A 17,767-nucleotide genomic window follows, 5' to 3' on the forward strand; every position below is an offset into this window, starting at 1 on the left:
ATGGCACAGATATTATACAAAGACATCATCAAGAACAAAGAGATTAACGAATTTATCAAAAAGGGCGATGCTAATTTAGCCACACTTGGCTATACGGAGCATTCCAAGACACATTGTACGCTGGTGGCAGAACGGGCGGCATATCTGCTGGAGAAGTTCGGACATGCTGACGCGGAGATCGAACTTGCGAGGATTGCCGGATATATGCATGATATTGGAAATGCAGTCAATCGTGAACACCATGCCGAGTATGGCGCGCTCCTTGCAAATGACATCCTGCGACGGATGGATATGCCGTTTACAGATCGTGCAACCATCGTTTCAGCCATTGGGCATCACGACGAGTCTACCGGAGGAGCGGTGGATATTGTGTCTGCCGCGATGATTATTGCGGATAAGACGGATGTCCGCAGAAGCCGTGTGCGCTCACGGGATAAGTCAACCTACGATATTCATGATTGGGTGAATTACGCAGTCACGGAAGCGAATCTGAAGATTAACCGGGAGAAACGCCAGATTGCATTGGAACTCAAAATCGACGAGAAGATCTGTACGATGTATGAGTATTTCGATATTTTCCTTGGACGGATGCAGATGTGCCGGCACGGGGCGGAGTTGTTCGGAGCGAAATTTAAGCTGACCGCCAATGGCAGCAAGGTTCTGTAGGGATAAGACACAGAACCACTCTTCGAGACAAAAGAAGCGTCCCCGCTTTCCTTGCATTTATGGTAAAATAGATAGTATCATTTTACTGTAACGGAGGAAGCATATGTCGGGAGAAAAAGGACTTGGCAAGGAAGCGATGGATTCGATCTTTAAGAAGGTCAAGGATGGAAATGAACGCGCCTGGGAACAGCTGATAGAGTCGTGCGATAAATATGTGCATAAGTGTGCATGGAATATGTTGAATAGAATGAATCTGCCGGAAGATAGAAAGGCAGAATGGGAACAGGAGCTGTATGCGGCAGGCATGATGGGTGTTGTGGATGCTGTCAAAGGGTTTGATGTGGACAAAGGCTATACATTTCTTACCTATGCAGGTACATTTATTATAAATGAGATGCGTGCGGAACTGAAAATACTCATGTCCGATGGAAGAACCGGCGGAACAGAGTATTTTGAACTTCTGTCGGAGGAAGATATTGAAGCAATGGATGATCTGACAGATGTACATCATTTTGATGCAGGTGAAAGAACGGTGCAGCTGCTTGATATCTTGAAGCTGCAGACCGATGAGAATCACACGTTATCCTATGAAGAGATAAAAAAATGGCTGAAAATCTACCGGACGATGGTGATGAAAGTACGCGTGGAGAAGACGGAAAGTGATAATACCATGCGGGATCATTTGTACTCCATGATTGAGGCAATGAACTGGAATCGGGACCGGGATAAAGCGAGAATTCGGTATAAAGGGTATGAGGAAGATTTATTGGAGAAGCGCAGAGCCGGGAAATCAGGAAATAATCTGAGAATCACGGATTTTTCCTATGTGCATTTGTTTGACAACCAAATGCTGGATCAGCTGATTCAGACCATTGTATTATCCGATATGCTTACGAAAGAAGATAAGGAACAACTGATCCGGAGAATCCTGACGACAACCAGCAAGTATTATAAGAACCCATATTGGTCTTATGCGATGGATCATCTGACATTTGTTTCGGGAAAGATTGGCGAGAAGGTTGATTACAGCCAGACAAATGTAGCACGTAATCTCCAATTGCTTCAACAGGCGATGAATCAGATGGTTCAGGTAAGCTTTACATTTAACGGATATACTGCCAAGGGAGAATTAAATCAGGGGAAGAAGCGGCATCTGTTAAGTCCGTATCAGATTGTGAAATATCATGACCGGTATTATTGCATAGGATTGAAAATGGATGGCGATCCAAGAATATGGCAGTACCGCGTGGACATGATGGATGATATTCGGATCCGCGTGGACGATGCGGGCAAGCCGGTGCCTGTTGTGATTGCAAAGCATGAGAGCAATCCGCTCCGCGCTGAAAATTGGAATGCCAATCGTTATATGGCGGAGCACCTGTATATGGGATATGACGAACCGCGGAATATGAAAGTAAAAGTCCGGATCAAGGATAACAACTATTCGATCCTGTATGACTGGTTCGGGAAATACTATATTGTGACCAGCGAAGCGTGTGAAGACGGCTATGTAATTGTGCGTGTGAAGACTTCACCGAAGATGATTGTGCCATGGGCAATGCAGTATGCCGATGTGGTGGAAGTGCTCGACGAGGAAGTCCGGAACGAAATTCGCCAAAAATTGGATAAAATGAGAGAAAAATATATAAACCCTCAAAATATTGAATCTAAATAACAACATAATATAAATGAAGCTAGTTGACCGGGACTGTGGATGGAACTCATCTGCAGTCTTTTTTATTTAGAACGGAGGATGAGAATGGAGCATGTAAATTTCACAACAGAGTTGTCTGAGAAGCTTGCAAAAGACATTATCACTTTTTGCAAAGAATGGGGCATGTGGGAGGATGTTCAGATATTCACAGGTGGGAAATGCTACACGGATTTGCCCTTTGAGGATAAAGAGAACTTTGTAGAAACGGAGCCGGATGTATATGTAAGGACGGAAACAGAGCCGGATCGGTATTTAACGGGAGTAACTGTTACTTCTAATCCATGTGCGGATGAATGCGAATATAGCTGTTATGCGAATCCGGAGCATCTTCTGGATATGACATATGAAGGACCATTGTATATGCTTATCCACAATCTGGAATATGAAGTTAATCCGTATAATCTCTCAGACACGGCAAAAGAATATATTTGCAGTCACGATGAAAGAATACAGGATGCCATCGAGGATGAGTGTATAGAAAGAGCTGATGATTATATGGAAAATCATAGCGGGTGGGATCCTGCCGAGTTTGATTCCTATGAAGCGTATCTCGAACTTGAAGATCCCCCGGAATTTAATGCAGAAATTTTCAACCATGAACCAGAGGAGTTTTCTTCCAGAGAGGAATATCATGAATTCCTGCTGAAGGCGGAATGTTGCAAAGATGCTTCCCTTGAGGAATATTTCGGTGAACAGGTGAAACTGGAAAAGTACCAGGAACTTGCCGAAAGCGAGCATTATTACAATGGAGGAACTATTGCGAACCATGTGTTACATGAATTTGGCAAGATATTTGAACGATACGGACTTTGGTATGAACCGGGTTTTAGCTGGTCGCTTACGACATACAGGCAAACCTATGGGAAGAAGCGGAGGGAGGAGTAATTCATGAGTATTTTTGTATGTGGTGATATCCATTCTACACTTGATATTAACAAATTAGATCCATTTATAGACCGGGAGGATCTCGATGAAAATGATTATCTGATTATCTGCGGAGATACCGGTATCTGTGGATTTTCCAGAGAACAGGAACGCGCGACAAGAGAATATCTCCGAGAACTGCCAATGACGATTTTGTTCGTCGACGGCAACCATGAGGGATTCGATGAATTACTTTCTTATCGCGAGGATGAATGGCATGGTGGGAAGGTACATATCATAGAACCGGGAATGATTCATCTGATGCGGGGACAGGTATATGACATAGATGGTAAGACGTTCTTTGCGTTTGGTGGTGCGTATTCTGTTGACCGGGAATACCGGGAATTAGGACGGACATGGTTTGAAGAAGAGCTGCCTTCGGAGGATGAATATGAGGAAGCGAGGAGAAACCTTAGAATATATGATTATAAGGTGGATTATATCGTCACGCATACCGGACCATATGAAGTCGTTTCGGAGCTTGGATATGAATGTCATGAAGAGGGACTTGAACAGTTGCGATTCTTTCAGGAACTTGCGGATACGGTTGATTTTCAGGATTGGTATTTCGGACACCTGCATGAAGATACCGACATTGAGAACTTTCATTGCCGGATAGATGAAGTGACGCAGATTGGGTAAATAATGAATATGGGAGAAAAATGTAGTAAAAACAATGGAGATTACGATGAACCGGTAGGGGGAGTGTGTATTTTCTGTATGATGTATAGATATTTCTTCTGAAAAATGCTATAATCACAATAATTGTAAACTGATTCCGGAGTGATTGTTTGACAATGCTCCGGTTATTTGGTTAGCAAACTATAATATAAATACGGGGGAAACGTATGAAACTAAAATGCACAAATGTGTTGGTTACAATCGCAATGATCTGGAGTGTGCTGGCAATGATTATGAACTGGATTATTTACTTTGGACCGCAGGATAAATATATTCAATCTTTTGGCGTGGATGTAAACACCGAACGAATCTTTGATGTCCGCTGCATTATATGTCCTATCCTGACTGTGGTCTTGTATATTCTTGCATGCGCCATCACATGGAAATCGCAGAAGAAAAGAACCGGATTGGCGATTTCAGTCATTGTTCTTGTGAGCCATATTATTTTAAATGTATTAAATGCTATATGGGTGGTTGCAGTAAACCGGAAATATTCTTTCTTTTATGGGGCGTCAATGTTGGCGAAAGCTTCGATTCTGAATAATATGAGGAATTTTATGGAAAGACCATTTCATATATTGGCTATGATATTTCTGGCAATCACGATTGGAACGTTGTGCGGAAAGGATAATAACGTGCAGCCCCAATCCGGACAATCGTTGTAAGGCATAAGATCATATACAGACATTTCATAAAAGGAGTTTATATAGTATGAAAATCGGAAGTCATGTTGGAATGAGCGGCAAAGAGATGATGCTTGGCTCGGTGAAGGAAGCGCTCTCTTATGACGCAAATACATTTATGTTATATACAGGAGCGCCGCAGAATACGCGCAGAAAGGACGTGTCGGAGCTGCGCGTGGAAGAAGCGTGGGAACTGATGCGGGCAAATGATATCACAGAGTTTGTGGTACATGCGCCGTATATCATCAATCTGGCAAATACAGTGAAGCCGGAGATTTACCAGCTGGCGGTTGATTTCTTAAAGACAGAGATCGAGCGGACCGCGGCAATGGGAAGCAAGACGCTTGTCCTGCATCCGGGTTCCCATGTGAATGCCGGTGCCGATGCAGGCATCGATAGCATTATTAAAGGGTTAAATGAAGTGCTTACCCAAGATACGCCGGTGTATATCGCGCTTGAGACAATGGCAGGAAAGGGCAGCGAGATTGGCAGAAGCTTCGAGGAGCTGGCGTGTATCTATGATGGTGTCATTTACAATGACAAGCTGCGTGTCTGCTTTGATACGTGTCACACGAACGATGCTGGATATGATGTGGCAAATGAGTTCGACAGCGTGATAGAAGAATTCGACAAGATCATCGGCAAGGACCAGATTGCGGTATTCCATATCAACGACAGCAAGAATCCGCGCGGAGCGGCGAAGGATCGCCATGAGAATATCGGACTTGGTTCGATTGGGTTTGATGCGTTGTATAAGATCGTATGGCATAAGGATTTCTTAGAGGTGCCGAAGATTCTGGAGACACCATATGTGAAATCACTTGCAGATGCGAAGAAAGCATTTCCACCATACAAGGAAGAGATTGACATGCTCCGGAGTGGCGCGTATGATGCGGCAAGAATTACAAAGCTTGCGGAGTAAGTTGTCCGAAGAAACTTAGACATATTGCGAAAACACACATGGAGCCGTCAGGCGACATGAAAAACAAAGAATCGAGAGTAGGAAATATGGCAGTCAGAGATGAAATCATAAAGACACTGGAAGAAAACAGAGGCACCTATCTGTCTGGCGAGCAGCTTGCGAAGAAACTATCTGTCAGCCGGGCAGCAGTGTGGAAAGCCATCCGCAAATTGCAGGAGGATGGATTTGCAATCGAGGGCGTGAACAACAAAGGCTACAAGCTGGCGGAGGACACAGATGTGTTGTCCGTACAGGGAACGGCAAAATATCTGGATGTTGAATGTCCGGTGCGGTTGGAAGTGTTCCGCTGTATCAACTCCACGAACCTTGCACTCCGTGAGCGGACGCAGGAGGAAGAAGGCCTGGTGCTTGCTGCGATGGAGCAGACGAACGGACTCGGAAGACTGGGACGGTCGTTTATGTCGCCGGCAAATACAGGAATCTATTTCAGTATCCTGTTGAAGCCACAGATTGCGAATCAGGAAGTGACGCTGCTTACGACAATCGCTGCTGTGGCAGTGTGCGAAGCAATCGAGAAATACACGGACAAGAAACCACAGATCAAGTGGGTCAACGATATCTTTATCGATTCGCACAAGGTATGCGGCATCCTGACACAGGCAGCATTCCAGATGGAAAACTTAGACCCGGAATACGTGATCGTTGGAATCGGAATCAATCTGTATATGCCGACGGAAGGATTCGGTAAGGAACTGGAGAATATTGCCGGTTCTGTCTTGCAGGAGCAAAGCGGTGACATCAAGAATAAGATTCTGGCAGAGACACTGAACCGCTATTTCTATTACTACAAAAACTTTGCGAAGAAAGAATTCGTCGCGGAATACAAGAAGCGCAGCCTGGTTCTTGGAAAAGGTATCCGTGTTGTGACAAAGGATGGTGAGCGCAAGGCAACCGCACTTGATATCGACGACATGTGCCATCTCCTTGTCGAGTACGAGGATGGCACCCGCGAAAACCTTTCAACCGGCGAAATCAGTATCCGGTTGCAGTAATACGTGATAACCAAGGAAAAATTGGATATAATATGTGTGTACGATTCATTGTTACAATTAAATAATTACAAATGAAACAATATGTAGATTCGAGTTGCACAGAATACTTATTATTAAGCAGACCATTGGAACACGCTGGTACTTAATGAGCAGGGCAATAAGAAATAAATAATTGATGTATGATATTCCTGCGAATTTAGTACCACTGCGTGTGGAAGTGAGCGAGAGCGTGTCTGCGAAGAATAAGTATTCTGTGTAACTCGGTCAGTATAGTAGGATTCGTAACTGTTTGATTTGTAAAACAACGAAAGGAGACACATATTATGAAGATACTATTTTACGATGCAGCAGCCTACGACGTGGAATCCTTCGAGAAAGAACTCCTCCATTTTCCGGACATCGAAATCATCTATCACGAAGTTGATATCTCTCCGAAGACTGTATCCCTCGCGCAGGGCTGTGACGCAATCTGTGCATTTGTAAACTCGGATTTAAGTGCGCCGGTGCTGGAGAAACTGACAGAGATAAACATCAAACTAGTGCTGCTTCGCTGTGCCGGGTTTAATAACATAGATTTGAAAAAGGCAAATGAACTTGGCATTACGGTGCTTCGTGTGCCGGGATATTCTCCGGAAGCCGTTGCGGAGCTTGCGATTACACTGGCGCTTGCGGTCAACCGTCACGTGCATAAAAGCTACATCAAGGTGCGGGAGAATAATTTCAGCTTAGTTGGATTAACCGGAGTGAATTTCCATGGGAAGACTGCAGGTATCATCGGAACCGGAAAGATCGGTGCGGCAATGTGCCGGATCTGCCGAGGATTTGGTATGCGCGTGATCGCCTACGATATGTACCCGAATAAAAATCTGGACTTTGTAGAATATATGTCACTCGAAGACGTGCTGAAGCAGAGTGACTTGATTTCCCTGCATTGCCCGCTCACAGACGAGACTTATCACATGATTAACAAGGATACGATTACACAGATGAAGGATGATGTGATCTTAGTCAATACATCCCGTGGCGCGCTTGTTGATTCGGAAGAATTGATTCAGGGCATCCGTCAGGGTAAATTCTTCGGTGTGGGTCTGGATGTATACGAAGAAGAGGGAGACAATGTATTTGAAAACCGGGAAGACGAGCTGTTACAGCATTCTATCACAGCCAGATTACTGTCATTCCCAAATGTTATCATTACGTCTCATCAGGGATTTCTGACGCGGGAGGCACTTGAAGCGATCAGCCGGACAACTTTGCAGAATGCGGTGGATTATGAAAATAGAACTATCCATGAAATCAATCAGGTAAAATAGATTGGAGGATTATAACAATCATAAGTACGGGCAGATGTATGTATCACACATATATCTGCCCATTTTTGCTATTTTTATCAAATAGATGTGGATTTAAAAATGAATCTATGATAAAATGGCTCTTATCTGCTGTTTATAGAGCAACAAAATGAAATCAGACAGCAAATAACGGACAAGATGCATGATACAGAATCCTTTATAAGATAGTATGTGTTGTGAATCGAGTACAAAAAAAGAGAGGGAAAAAGGATGGAAGAAAAGAAACGACACTCATTTGGTGGATCAATCGGATTCGTACTTGCGGCGGCAGGTAGTGCGGTTGGTCTTGGAAATATCTGGCGGTTTCCGTATCTGGCAGCCAAGGATGGAGGCGGATTATTCTTAGTCGTCTATATCATTCTGGCATTGACATTTGGCTACACGCTGCTGACTACGGAGATTGCGATCGGTCGAAAGACGAAACAGAGCCCGCTCACGGCATATACGAAGCTTCGTGATAAATGGGGATTCTTAGGTGTTATTGCGAGTATTATACCGGTTATCATCATGCCGTATTACTGCACAATCGGCGGCTGGGTAGTAAAATATTTCTTCGTATTTTTGACAGGGCATGGAGCCGATGCTGCACAGGATGGATTCTTTACCGGATTCATCACATCACAGTGGGAACCGATTATTACATTTGTGATTTTCCTTGCGGTATCTGCATTTATCGTATTCCGCGGTGTCAATAAGGGAATTGAGTCTACATCGAAGATTATCATGCCGATCCTGCTTGTTATGATTTTGGGAATTGCAATATTCTCATTAACATTAAAAAATACAAATGATGCAGGTGAAGTAGTAACCGGTCTGCAGGGATTTAAGGTATATATTGTTCCTAATTTTGAGGGACTGACAATCGGAAAGTTATTTACGGTTTTGATCGATGCACTCGGACAGTTGTTCTTCAGCTTGTCTGTGGCAATGGGTATCATGATTACATATGGTTCGTATGTGAAGGATGATGCAAATCTTGGAAAATCAATTAATCAGATTGAGATATTTGATACGGTTGTTGCGTTCCTTGCAGGTGCGATGATCATTCCGGCTGTGTATGCATTTATGGGAACAGAGGGTATGTCATCCGGACCTAGTCTGATGTTTGTATCTTTGCCAAAGGTATTTGCTGCAATGGGTGCTGCCGGAAATATAATCGGTACAATCTTTTTTGCAATGGTATTGTTCGCTGCAATTACAAGTGCGGTATCCGTCATGGAGGCAGTTGTATCATGTATTATGGATGCATTCCATACAAGCAGAACAAAGGCCGGCACAATCGAGGGAATCTTCGCACTGATCGTTGGTATCATTGTCTGCCTCGGATACAACAAGCTGTACTTTGAGTTTAAGCTTCCAAACGGCTCAACGGCGCAGATCTTAGATATCATGGATTACATCAGTAACAATCTGCTGATGCCGATCGTAGCACTTGCAACCTGTATTCTCGTCGGATGGGTCATCAAACCGAAGACTGTGGTCGAAGAAGTAGAAAAAAGTGGTTGCAAAATGGGAAGAAAGCGGCTTTACACTGCTATGGTAAAGGTGATCGCTCCAATCTTCCTGATTCTGCTTTTGCTGCAGACACTCGGAATTATGAAACTGTAAACATATAGAAAAAGGAACCCGGTTTGGGTTCCTTTTTTTCGCGGAGATACAATTATAAAGTTTTAATTATATCCAACAGTTCTTTTGGAATACTCATATTCCCCCGTCCGATTCCCATTTGTATATTCGGTTTCACAACCCCATGGAAATCCGAGCCGCCGGAGATTGCCAGCCCGTATTTGGCAGCCAGCGAGCGGAGCTTCTCACTTTCAAAGCGGTTGTTCGAAGAGTGGAATGCCTCAAGTCCTTTTAATCCGAGTGTTTTCAGATATGCTAACAGCTCATCAATCTGTGCATAACCAAGATGATAGAGCAGAGGATGTGCCAGAAATGCTGCTTTGCTATAAGTCGTTAAGATACGCATGGCAGTCTCGCAGGTAACCTGTGGTTTTGGCAGGTAATATTTGCAGCCGATGCCGATGTATTTGCGGAAAGCGGTATCCTTGTCTTTGCAGACACCTTCCTCAACGAGAACTCTTGCGAAATGCGCACGTGTGATGACGCTGTCCGGGTTGCCGTGAAGCAGCTTCTCCATCGTGACAGGGAGACCATCTGCCTGCATCATCGCTACCATTTTCTCGTTTCTTCCCTCGCGTGATTCCTTTAATACGGCAAGCTCTTTTTGAAGCTTTGGGTTTTCATAGTCCATATAGAAGCCGAGAATATGAATCTCACGATTGTTATAGTAGCAGGACAGTTCGATGCCCGGCACTACCTCCAAAGGCTTGTCCTTTGTATAGTCTAAGATTTCTGCCACGCCATCGACCGTGTCGTGATCGGTCAGGGCAATCGCGGAAAGTCCCATCCGCATCGCTTCGTCGGCGACCTCTGTCGGTGTCAGAGAACCGTCGGACGCATTGGAATGTACATGTAAATCGATTCGTTCCATATTGCCAACCTCCTTGTGATAGTGTTTGCTGTATTATTTTATATCATAGCTTGTACCAGCTGTTTTGTTTATGTGATGCAAATCTATATCGGATAAGCCGATTATTTATTCTTCAGAATATTCAGCAGCTCATCCGGTGAGAATGTATATTTCGTGTGACAGAAGTCGCACACAACTTCAATCGGCTTGTTGTCGGCAATCATAGCGCCAAGCTCTTTTCTGCCAAGGCTGATAACTGCCTGCTCGACACGCTCCTTGCTGCAATCACAGACATATGCACATGGCATGGAATCGGTCAGCTCGACATCATAGCCTTCAAACAATTTCCGTACGATAGCTTCCACAGACATGCCCTGCTTGAGAAGTGTGGTGAAAGAAAATCCTTTCAGACGTTTTTCAAGCTCGTCAATCAATGCGTCCTCAGCAAATGGCATCAGCTGGATGATAAATCCACCGGCGTTTGCTACGGATGTATCGTCGTTGAACAGTACGCCCAGAGCCACAGAGCTTGGAATCTGGTCACTTGTTGCAAAATAGTAGGTCAGATCCTCTGCAATCTCGCCGCTTACCAGATGGGTGTCGCCGACATATGGCTCCTTCAGACCGATATCTTTGATGACGCTTAAGACACCGAGGTCTACTGCTTTTGCGACATCATTTGCCGGAAGCATAACCTCCGGTTCGCTGACGTATCCCTTGACATGTCCGTTTGCATCGGCAGTGACAAGCATACCGGAGATCGGCCCCTGGCACTGGATACGGAGTGTTAATTTGTCGGTATCATTTTTACACATGGCACCCATCAGCACGCCTCCGGTCAACAGTCTGCCGAGTGCGTTCGTAACAACCGGGCTGGTATGATGTGTAATTCTTGCTTTTTCCACAGTATCGGTAGAGTTGCAGGCGAAGAAACGAACCTGCTTGTTCGCTGCCATGCCACGAATCATTGTATCTGCCATAAATGTATCCTCCTTAAAATGAGTGCTTGGATTTTGTATATATACTTGCATGTGTTGTTATTTATGATTGATGCAGTGGTATACAAAATTACTGTATATATTGTTTCTTTGAATTCTTGTTTCGTGTTTCTTTCGCGATGATATAAATACGTTCACATTCCTCATCCGCCGGTTTATGTGTAAATGCATCATAGGCCGCAAGCAGGGTAAGACCGGAATCGGTTACCATCTGTTTCATCTGCTTTAGTGTGTACCCTTTTTGTACATGCAATTCCTCATATTTGCGGAACAGGTCATCATCGGCATCGGAATCCGAAGGCTCCTTTACGAACAGACTTAAAGCAAGCTCGTTAATTGCGTCCTCTTCATCATAATAATTATCCCAGATAAAGCTGATATCATCCCGATCCTCGGCAATTGTCGCTTCGGCTACGACATCGCGGTAATAATGCTCGGTATGGAAGTCGAAGATGAAAAGTCCGTCCGGATCAAGGTAGTTATTGACGAGCGAGAATACATGCGTAAGCTCTTCCGGTTCGGTAATATAATTGACGCTGTCGCAGAGACTTACAATGGCTGCAACGGTTCCGTATAGCTCAAACTCACGCATATCCTGACACAGGTAGAGCGATGAAGAATGATTTTGTTCCCGCTTTTCATTTGCAATATCCAGCATGGCAGGGGAGTTGTCGATACCGATCATATCGTATCCGAAATCTGCCATACGCTCGGTTATATTTCCGGTTCCACAGCCAAGCTCTGCCAGAATGCCACTTGAAATATCATATTCCACAAGCAGGCTGTGCAGATAGTCCGCCCATGCGTCATAGGGAATGTTGTCCATGAGCGCATCGTAGACAGCAGCAAAATTTGAATATGCTTCAGCCATAGGTTACCTCCTTATTTTTCGTAAACACTAAAAGTAAATTATAATCTGTCACCACGCGATAGCGTGATGACCTACGCACGCATCAGCGTGCTTCATTATAATTTGTCACCACGCGATAGCGTGATGACCTACGCACGCATCAGCGTGCTTCATTATAGAATAAAAAATAGTGAAAAACAAGGTAAAATCATATATAATAAAATGCGCGATTGAAAGAGCGTATGTGAGGTTTGGAGGATTACAATGAAGGATCAGATACAGACAATAAAATTAAAGAAGGAGAAGCATGCATTTTCGTATTGGCGCATCCCATTTTTTGCGGGCGCGGGCATCTATCTGGAAGTGCTGTTTCATCTGGCGATTTATCAGAAACTGGAGAGCACGAGCATCTATCCGGTTTTGTTTGGTGCCACGTTGGGGCTTTTCTTAGCGGCACTCACTGTATGGCTGCCGCGCATCGGAAATGAGATCATTGCATATGTCGGTCTTACCGTGTTCTGCGTGTATGATATCGTGCAGCTCATCTATTTTCGGATATTTGGAACATTCTTAAGTCTGGTGTCTGTTGGCGGCGCCGGAAACGCGATGGATTTCAAGGTTGTGATGTTTGAGAAGATCCGCCAGAATGTTGGCTGGATTTTGCTGTTTTTATTTCCGGTGATCGCGCTTGTGTTGCTGCGTGTATTTCTGATAAAGTTTGACAAGCCGAAGATGAAAATACGGCTTATAAGTGTGGCAAGTGCGATTTGCCTGTGCGCCATTTCCATCCTTCTGCTGAATGTGCAGGGACGCGCGATGTATTCGCCGTATCAGTTGTTCCACAACCAGTATGTGTTAGAGCTTTCGATGAACAAGCTTGGCGTATGTGTGACGACCGTGCGGGATGCGCAGACGATGCTCACGGGTGGAAAGAAAGATGTGACATTCACTTTGGATGATTCAGATATAGACAATGTGGAAGCACTATCGGATGCTGCATTGGAAAGTGGCGCAACGAGTACAGATGCATCCTCCGTGGCAACCGATACGGATGCGGCACCTGTGTATGTGGAACAGGTTGATCCGACGGTCGATTTTAAGAAGTTATATCAGGCGGCCGAGGATGAGCAGTTGAAGAGTCTGTCCGCGTATTGCGCGCAGCAGACACCGACCATGCAGAACGAATATACGGGCATGTTTGAAGGGTATAATGTTGTATGCATTACCGCGGAGAGTCTGTGCAAATACGGTATCTACGAGAACTGCACACCGACGCTTTATAAGATCATGAATGACGGATTCGTATTTGAAAATTACTACAATCCGATCTGGTATCACAGCACGATTGATGGAGAGTTTGTGGATTGCCTGGGACAGTATCCTTGTTCGTCAGAATGGAGCTTTTATAAGTCGGCAGATACATATCAGCCATATGCACTTGGCAATGCATTGAATGAGAAAGGTTACACAAGCAAAGCATATCATGATTTTGACTTCTATTATTATAACCGGAGTGAGACACATGCGAATATGGGATATGATTTCAAGGCAATTGATTATGGTCTGGATATCCCGAGCTATGTGACATATTCCGATTATGATACGATCGAGGCAGTATACAAGGAGTTTATTGACGAAGAACCGTTTCTGATGTATTTTATGACATTCAGTGGGCATCTTCCATATAATTACGATTACAATGCCATGTGCCTGAAGAACCGTGAGGAAGCAGAAAAATGCACAGAAGGAATGGACTTGCCGGAAGACGCGGTGGCGTATATTGCGGCACAGATGGAGCTTGATAAAGCATTAGAGGATCTGATCAACAAGCTGGATGAAGCCGGAAAGCTGGAGAAGACCGTGTTCATCGTGACACCGGACCATTATCCATATGGACTGACAGACAGCGGCTACGATGCGCTTGCAGGCAAGAATGTATCCGATGATGCATTTGAAAAACATCATTCCTGCCTTGGCATCTGGTCTGCATCGATGGAAGAACCGGTTCATGTCAAGAAGCTCTGTGCGAGCGTGGATGTCCTTCCAACCGTTCTGAATCTGCTTGGCGTGACATATGATTCGCGCATCCTTGCAGGACACGATATCTTATCCGATTCGGAAGAACTTGTCATCTTTGCCGACCATAGCTTCAAGACAGACAAGATCGGCTATAACACGAAGACCGGAGAAGTGACCTACTATGTGGACGAAAAAACAGTTTCACAATCCTACATCGACGATAAGATCAAGGAAGTCGAAACGAAACTTTACATGTCCGATGAAGTCATCAATACCGATTTCTACGGCTACGTGTATGGAAGGAAAACAGCAAACTCCACAACAAGCTCCGACGCATCAACCGAACAACAAAACAAAGAATAACCCTGTAAAACATACGAAAAGGTACAAAAAGATACGATTTAGCGGAATTTTGTTGTGAAAAGCAACAAAGTATGCTAAAGTAAATTGGATTATGTAATTTATCTTGCTATTGCAAAATGCGTATGAAATAAAATATGTATGTATTGCAATTACAATTCATGAACTATGTATATGTTTGGAACTTAGAAGCACTTAATGTTCTGTCAAAAAATTAGAAATGATTGAACACGATGTTCAATCAAGTCGCCACTGAGCCATGGATGGCGAATTGGCGACGGTTTCGTCCGGGTAAGATACATATATCAGAACATTTAGTGCTTCTTAGTTTCAATACATCGCATAGGAATGAATTCTAATTGCAATACATACACAGTGGAATTACATGCATTTTGCAGCAACAAGATAGAATAAGGAGGAAAACAAAATGACAAGAATCGGAATTTACGGATATGGCAACCTTGGCCGCGGCGTAGAAGCAGCCATCAACCAGAACGATGATATGGAATTAGTTGCCGTATTTACAAGAAGAAATCCTGATGAATTGGTTATTAAGAACCAGACAGCCAAGGTGTGCAACGTAAAGGACATGGCAGACTGGAAAGATAAAATCGATGTTATGATTCTGTGTGGCGGAAGCGCAACCGATCTTCCGGAGCAGACACCGGAATGTGCAAAATATTTCAACGTGATCGACAGCTTCGATACACATGCAAGAATCCCGGAGCATTTTGCAAATGTGGACGCAAGTGCAAAAGCAAGCGGACATATCGGAATTATCTCCGTTGGCTGGGACCCGGGCATGTTCTCACTGAACCGCCTGTACGGAAATGCATTGCTTCCAGAGGGAAATGATTATACATTCTGGGGCAAGGGTGTCAGTCAGGGACATTCCGATGCCATCCGTCGTATCGCAGGTGTCAAGGATGCCAAGCAGTATACGATTCCGGTAGAGTCCGCACTTGAGGCAGTTCGTAACGGCGAGAATCCAGAGCTTACAACAAGACAGAAGCATACAAGAGAGTGCTTCGTAGTGCTTGAAGAGGGCGCAGATGCGGCAAAGGTTGAGGAAGAAATCAAGACAATGCCGAACTATTTCGCAGATTACGATACAACGGTTCATTTTATTTCGGAAGATGAGCTGAAGGCAAATCACAGCGGAATTCCACACGGCGGATTTGTACTCCGCAGTGGCGTGACCGGCTGGAACAAGGAGAACAAGCATATCATCGAGTACAGCCTGAAGCTTGATTCAAACCCTGAGTTTACATCCAGTGTACTGATCGCTTATGCAAGAGCGGCTCACCGACTTGCAAATGAGGGAGCAAGCGGCTGCAAGACCGTATTTGATATTGCACCGGCTTACCTTGTGAATAAAACAGGGGAAGAGCTTCGTGCATCCATGCTGTAAGATGCACCAGATACTATGTCGCCAACTGAATATGGGCGGCAGACAATAAGAAAGAAAACGAGGAGAGAAGAGAGAAGATGGAAGAAATCGCAAATTACGTGCCACAGATGTACGCAACATTCTGGGCATTAATTCCGCCGGTCGTGGCAATCGTGCTGGCACTCATCACAAAGGAGGTTTACAGTTCACTCTTTTTAGGAATTGTGATCGGTGGACTGTTCTGGTCCAACTTCAGATTTGAAGCAACCGTAAACCATGTATTCAAAGACGGAATCGTCGGCGTGCTGACCGATTCGTATAACATGGGTATTCTGGTATTTCTTGTAATACTCGGTGTTATGGTCTGTATGATGAACAAAGCCGGTGGTTCGGCAGCGTTCGGACGATGGGCGAGCGCACATATCAAGACGCGGATTGGCGCACAGTTAGCGTCAGTTGCGCTCGGTGTTTTGATATTTATTGATGATTATTTTAACTGTCTGACAGTTGGAAGCGTGATGCGTCCTGTGACAGACAAGCATCAGGTATCGCGTGCGAAGCTTTCGTATATCATTGATGCGACAGCAGCTCCGGTCTGTATCATTGCCCCGATTTCATCATGGGCAGCAGCGGTAGCCGGATTCGTAGAGGGAGAGGACGGATTCTCCATCTTTATCCGTGCAATCCCGTATAACTATTATGCGCTTTTCACGATTATATTTATGATTGTTTTGATCGTTAGAAAGATTGATTATGGTCCGATGCGGACGCATGAAAAGAACGCTTTGAAGGGCGATATCTACACGACACCGGACCGTCCATATGCAAACGCGGAAAATGAAGTCGTTGAGACAAAGGGTAAAGTGATTGACCTTGTATTCCCAATGATCGTTCTGATTACAGCCTGTGTCATCGGCATGATTTACAGTGGTGGATTTTTCTCAGGCGTTGGATTTGTAGAAGCATTTTCGGGCAGTGATGCATCGGTTGGATTGATGTATGGCAGCTTCTTTGCACTTGTGATTACGATTATCTATTATATGTTCCGCCGCGTATTGAAATTCAGCGAATCCATGTCTTGTATTCCGGAAGGATTTAAAGCGATGGTTCCTGCGATTTTAATTCTGACATTTGCCTGGACATTGAAGGCGATGACAGACAGCCTTGGCGCAAAAGAATTTGTGGCAGAGCTCGTGAAGAGTACGCCGGATGCGTTGCTTAGTTTCCTGCCGGCACTTGTATTTATCATTGCATGCTTCCTTGCGTTTGCAACCGGAACATCGTGGGGAACCTTCGGTATGCTGATTCCAATCGTTGTAAATGCATTCGAGGGAACAAACGCAACGATGATGATCATTTCCATCTCTGCATGTATGGCAGGTGCCGTCTGTGGTGACCATTGCTCACCGATTTCGGATACAACAATTATGGCATCCGCAGGTGCACAGTGTAATCACATCAATCATGTAAGCACACAGCTTCCATATGCGATTACAGTTGCACTTGTATCGTTCGTCACTTACATTATTGCCGGATTCTTTGGTAATAGCAAGGGAATTCCGGGAGTAATGAAGAGTCCTGTGATTCCGCTGGTAATCGGTCTGATTTTACTGTATGTTGTGTTGCAGGTGATCAAGGCAGTTGAGAAAAAGAAAGATCCGATTGATGCAGAATAAGAGG

General features: G+C 44.5%; 15 protein-coding genes. 12 read left to right on the plus strand and 3 right to left on the minus strand.

Annotated elements, in window-relative coordinates; genetic code table 11:
• From KP625_RS00310 to KP625_RS00350, 9 genes are all read left to right on the plus strand, one after another.
• Positions 1-666 carry an HD domain-containing protein gene (locus KP625_RS00310; RefSeq protein WP_238298566.1) on the plus strand — a complete coding sequence of 222 codons (666 nt, stop codon included), beginning with the start codon at positions 1-3 and terminating at the stop codon, positions 664-666.
• 103 nt (positions 667-769) lie between these two features.
• Entirely contained in the window at positions 770-2,341 is a 1,572-nt protein-coding gene (locus KP625_RS00315) for a WYL domain-containing protein (protein ID WP_238298567.1), read from the plus strand.
• Between the two features lie 84 nt (positions 2,342-2,425).
• On the plus strand, positions 2,426-3,265 hold the full coding sequence (locus KP625_RS00320; RefSeq protein WP_238298569.1) for a hypothetical protein: 840 nt from the start codon (positions 2,426-2,428) through the stop codon (positions 3,263-3,265).
• A 3-nt stretch (positions 3,266-3,268) separates the two neighbouring features.
• Positions 3,269-3,946 (plus strand): metallophosphoesterase family protein, encoded by a 678-nt coding sequence (locus KP625_RS00325; RefSeq protein WP_238298570.1) that lies wholly within the window; start codon positions 3,269-3,271, stop codon positions 3,944-3,946.
• Positions 3,947-4,152: 206 nt separating this feature from the next.
• Positions 4,153-4,650, plus strand: a complete 498-nt coding sequence (locus tag KP625_RS00330) for a hypothetical protein (RefSeq protein ID WP_238298572.1) — start codon at positions 4,153-4,155, stop codon at positions 4,648-4,650.
• 46 nt (positions 4,651-4,696) lie between these two features.
• On the plus strand, positions 4,697-5,590 hold the full coding sequence (locus KP625_RS00335) for a deoxyribonuclease IV (protein WP_238298574.1): 894 nt from the start codon (positions 4,697-4,699) through the stop codon (positions 5,588-5,590).
• Between the two features lie 56 nt (positions 5,591-5,646).
• The gene (locus tag KP625_RS00340; protein ID WP_238298576.1) at positions 5,647-6,642 is read left to right on the plus strand and encodes a biotin--[acetyl-CoA-carboxylase] ligase; all 996 of its coding nucleotides are present in this window, start codon (positions 5,647-5,649) and stop codon (positions 6,640-6,642) included.
• A 323-nt stretch (positions 6,643-6,965) separates the two neighbouring features.
• The gene (locus KP625_RS00345) at positions 6,966-7,955 is read left to right on the plus strand and encodes a 2-hydroxyacid dehydrogenase (RefSeq protein ID WP_238298578.1); all 990 of its coding nucleotides are present in this window, start codon (positions 6,966-6,968) and stop codon (positions 7,953-7,955) included.
• A gap of 249 nt (positions 7,956-8,204) precedes the next feature.
• On the plus strand, positions 8,205-9,602 hold the full coding sequence (locus KP625_RS00350; RefSeq protein ID WP_238298580.1) for a sodium-dependent transporter: 1,398 nt from the start codon (positions 8,205-8,207) through the stop codon (positions 9,600-9,602).
• A 52-nt stretch (positions 9,603-9,654) separates the two neighbouring features.
• Here KP625_RS00350 and KP625_RS00355 read toward each other — a convergent pair whose 3' ends face one another.
• From KP625_RS00355 to KP625_RS00365, 3 genes are all read right to left on the minus strand, one after another.
• Positions 9,655-10,491 (minus strand): PHP domain-containing protein, encoded by an 837-nt coding sequence (locus KP625_RS00355; protein ID WP_238298582.1) that lies wholly within the window; start codon positions 10,489-10,491, stop codon positions 9,655-9,657.
• Positions 10,492-10,592: 101 nt separating this feature from the next.
• Complete coding sequence (hslO, locus tag KP625_RS00360; protein ID WP_238298583.1) at positions 10,593-11,450, minus strand: Hsp33 family molecular chaperone HslO; 858 nt, start codon at positions 11,448-11,450, stop codon at positions 10,593-10,595.
• A gap of 88 nt (positions 11,451-11,538) precedes the next feature.
• Positions 11,539-12,339: a class I SAM-dependent DNA methyltransferase gene (locus tag KP625_RS00365; protein ID WP_238298584.1), complete on the minus strand. Its 801-nt coding sequence runs from the start codon at positions 12,337-12,339 to the stop codon at positions 11,539-11,541.
• 243 nt (positions 12,340-12,582) lie between these two features.
• Between KP625_RS00365 and KP625_RS00370 the strand changes: the two genes are divergently transcribed.
• The 3 genes from KP625_RS00370 (at position 12,583) to KP625_RS00380 (ending at position 17,763) form a co-directional block, all read left to right on the plus strand.
• Complete coding sequence (locus tag KP625_RS00370) at positions 12,583-14,700, plus strand: LTA synthase family protein (protein WP_238298585.1); 2,118 nt, start codon at positions 12,583-12,585, stop codon at positions 14,698-14,700.
• A gap of 424 nt (positions 14,701-15,124) precedes the next feature.
• On the plus strand, positions 15,125-16,108 hold the full coding sequence (locus KP625_RS00375; RefSeq protein WP_238298586.1) for a diaminopimelate dehydrogenase: 984 nt from the start codon (positions 15,125-15,127) through the stop codon (positions 16,106-16,108).
• A 77-nt stretch (positions 16,109-16,185) separates the two neighbouring features.
• Positions 16,186-17,763, plus strand: coding sequence for a Na+/H+ antiporter NhaC family protein (locus KP625_RS00380; protein ID WP_238298587.1), 1,578 nt, complete (start codon positions 16,186-16,188; stop codon positions 17,761-17,763).
• The last annotated feature ends 4 nt before the right edge of the window (positions 17,764-17,767 follow it).

It is taken from the genome of Eubacterium sp. MSJ-33, assembly GCF_022174665.1.
Lineage (GTDB): Bacteria > Bacillota > Clostridia > Lachnospirales > Lachnospiraceae > Coprococcus_C.

Coding starts and splice junctions, on each gene's coding strand:
- KP625_RS00345 (WP_238298578.1), top strand. CDS start 6,966: ATGAAGATACTATTTTACGATGCAGCAGCCTACGACGTGGAATCCTTC.
- KP625_RS00315 (WP_238298567.1), top strand. CDS start 770: ATGTCGGGAGAAAAAGGACTTGGCAAGGAAGCGATGGATTCGATCTTT.
- KP625_RS00330 (WP_238298572.1), top strand. CDS start 4,153: ATGAAACTAAAATGCACAAATGTGTTGGTTACAATCGCAATGATCTGG.
- KP625_RS00325 (WP_238298570.1), top strand. CDS start 3,269: ATGAGTATTTTTGTATGTGGTGATATCCATTCTACACTTGATATTAAC.
- KP625_RS00340 (WP_238298576.1), top strand. CDS start 5,647: ATGAAAAACAAAGAATCGAGAGTAGGAAATATGGCAGTCAGAGATGAA.
- KP625_RS00350 (WP_238298580.1), top strand. CDS start 8,205: ATGGAAGAAAAGAAACGACACTCATTTGGTGGATCAATCGGATTCGTA.
- KP625_RS00310 (WP_238298566.1), top strand. CDS start 1: ATGGCACAGATATTATACAAAGACATCATCAAGAACAAAGAGATTAAC.
- KP625_RS00365 (WP_238298584.1), bottom strand. CDS start 12,339: ATGGCTGAAGCATATTCAAATTTTGCTGCTGTCTACGATGCGCTCATG.
- KP625_RS00380 (WP_238298587.1), top strand. CDS start 16,186: ATGGAAGAAATCGCAAATTACGTGCCACAGATGTACGCAACATTCTGG.
- KP625_RS00355 (WP_238298582.1), bottom strand. CDS start 10,491: ATGGAACGAATCGATTTACATGTACATTCCAATGCGTCCGACGGTTCT.
- KP625_RS00335 (WP_238298574.1), top strand. CDS start 4,697: ATGAAAATCGGAAGTCATGTTGGAATGAGCGGCAAAGAGATGATGCTT.
- KP625_RS00320 (WP_238298569.1), top strand. CDS start 2,426: ATGGAGCATGTAAATTTCACAACAGAGTTGTCTGAGAAGCTTGCAAAA.
- KP625_RS00375 (WP_238298586.1), top strand. CDS start 15,125: ATGACAAGAATCGGAATTTACGGATATGGCAACCTTGGCCGCGGCGTA.
- hslO (WP_238298583.1), bottom strand. CDS start 11,450: ATGGCAGATACAATGATTCGTGGCATGGCAGCGAACAAGCAGGTTCGT.
- KP625_RS00370 (WP_238298585.1), top strand. CDS start 12,583: ATGAAGGATCAGATACAGACAATAAAATTAAAGAAGGAGAAGCATGCA.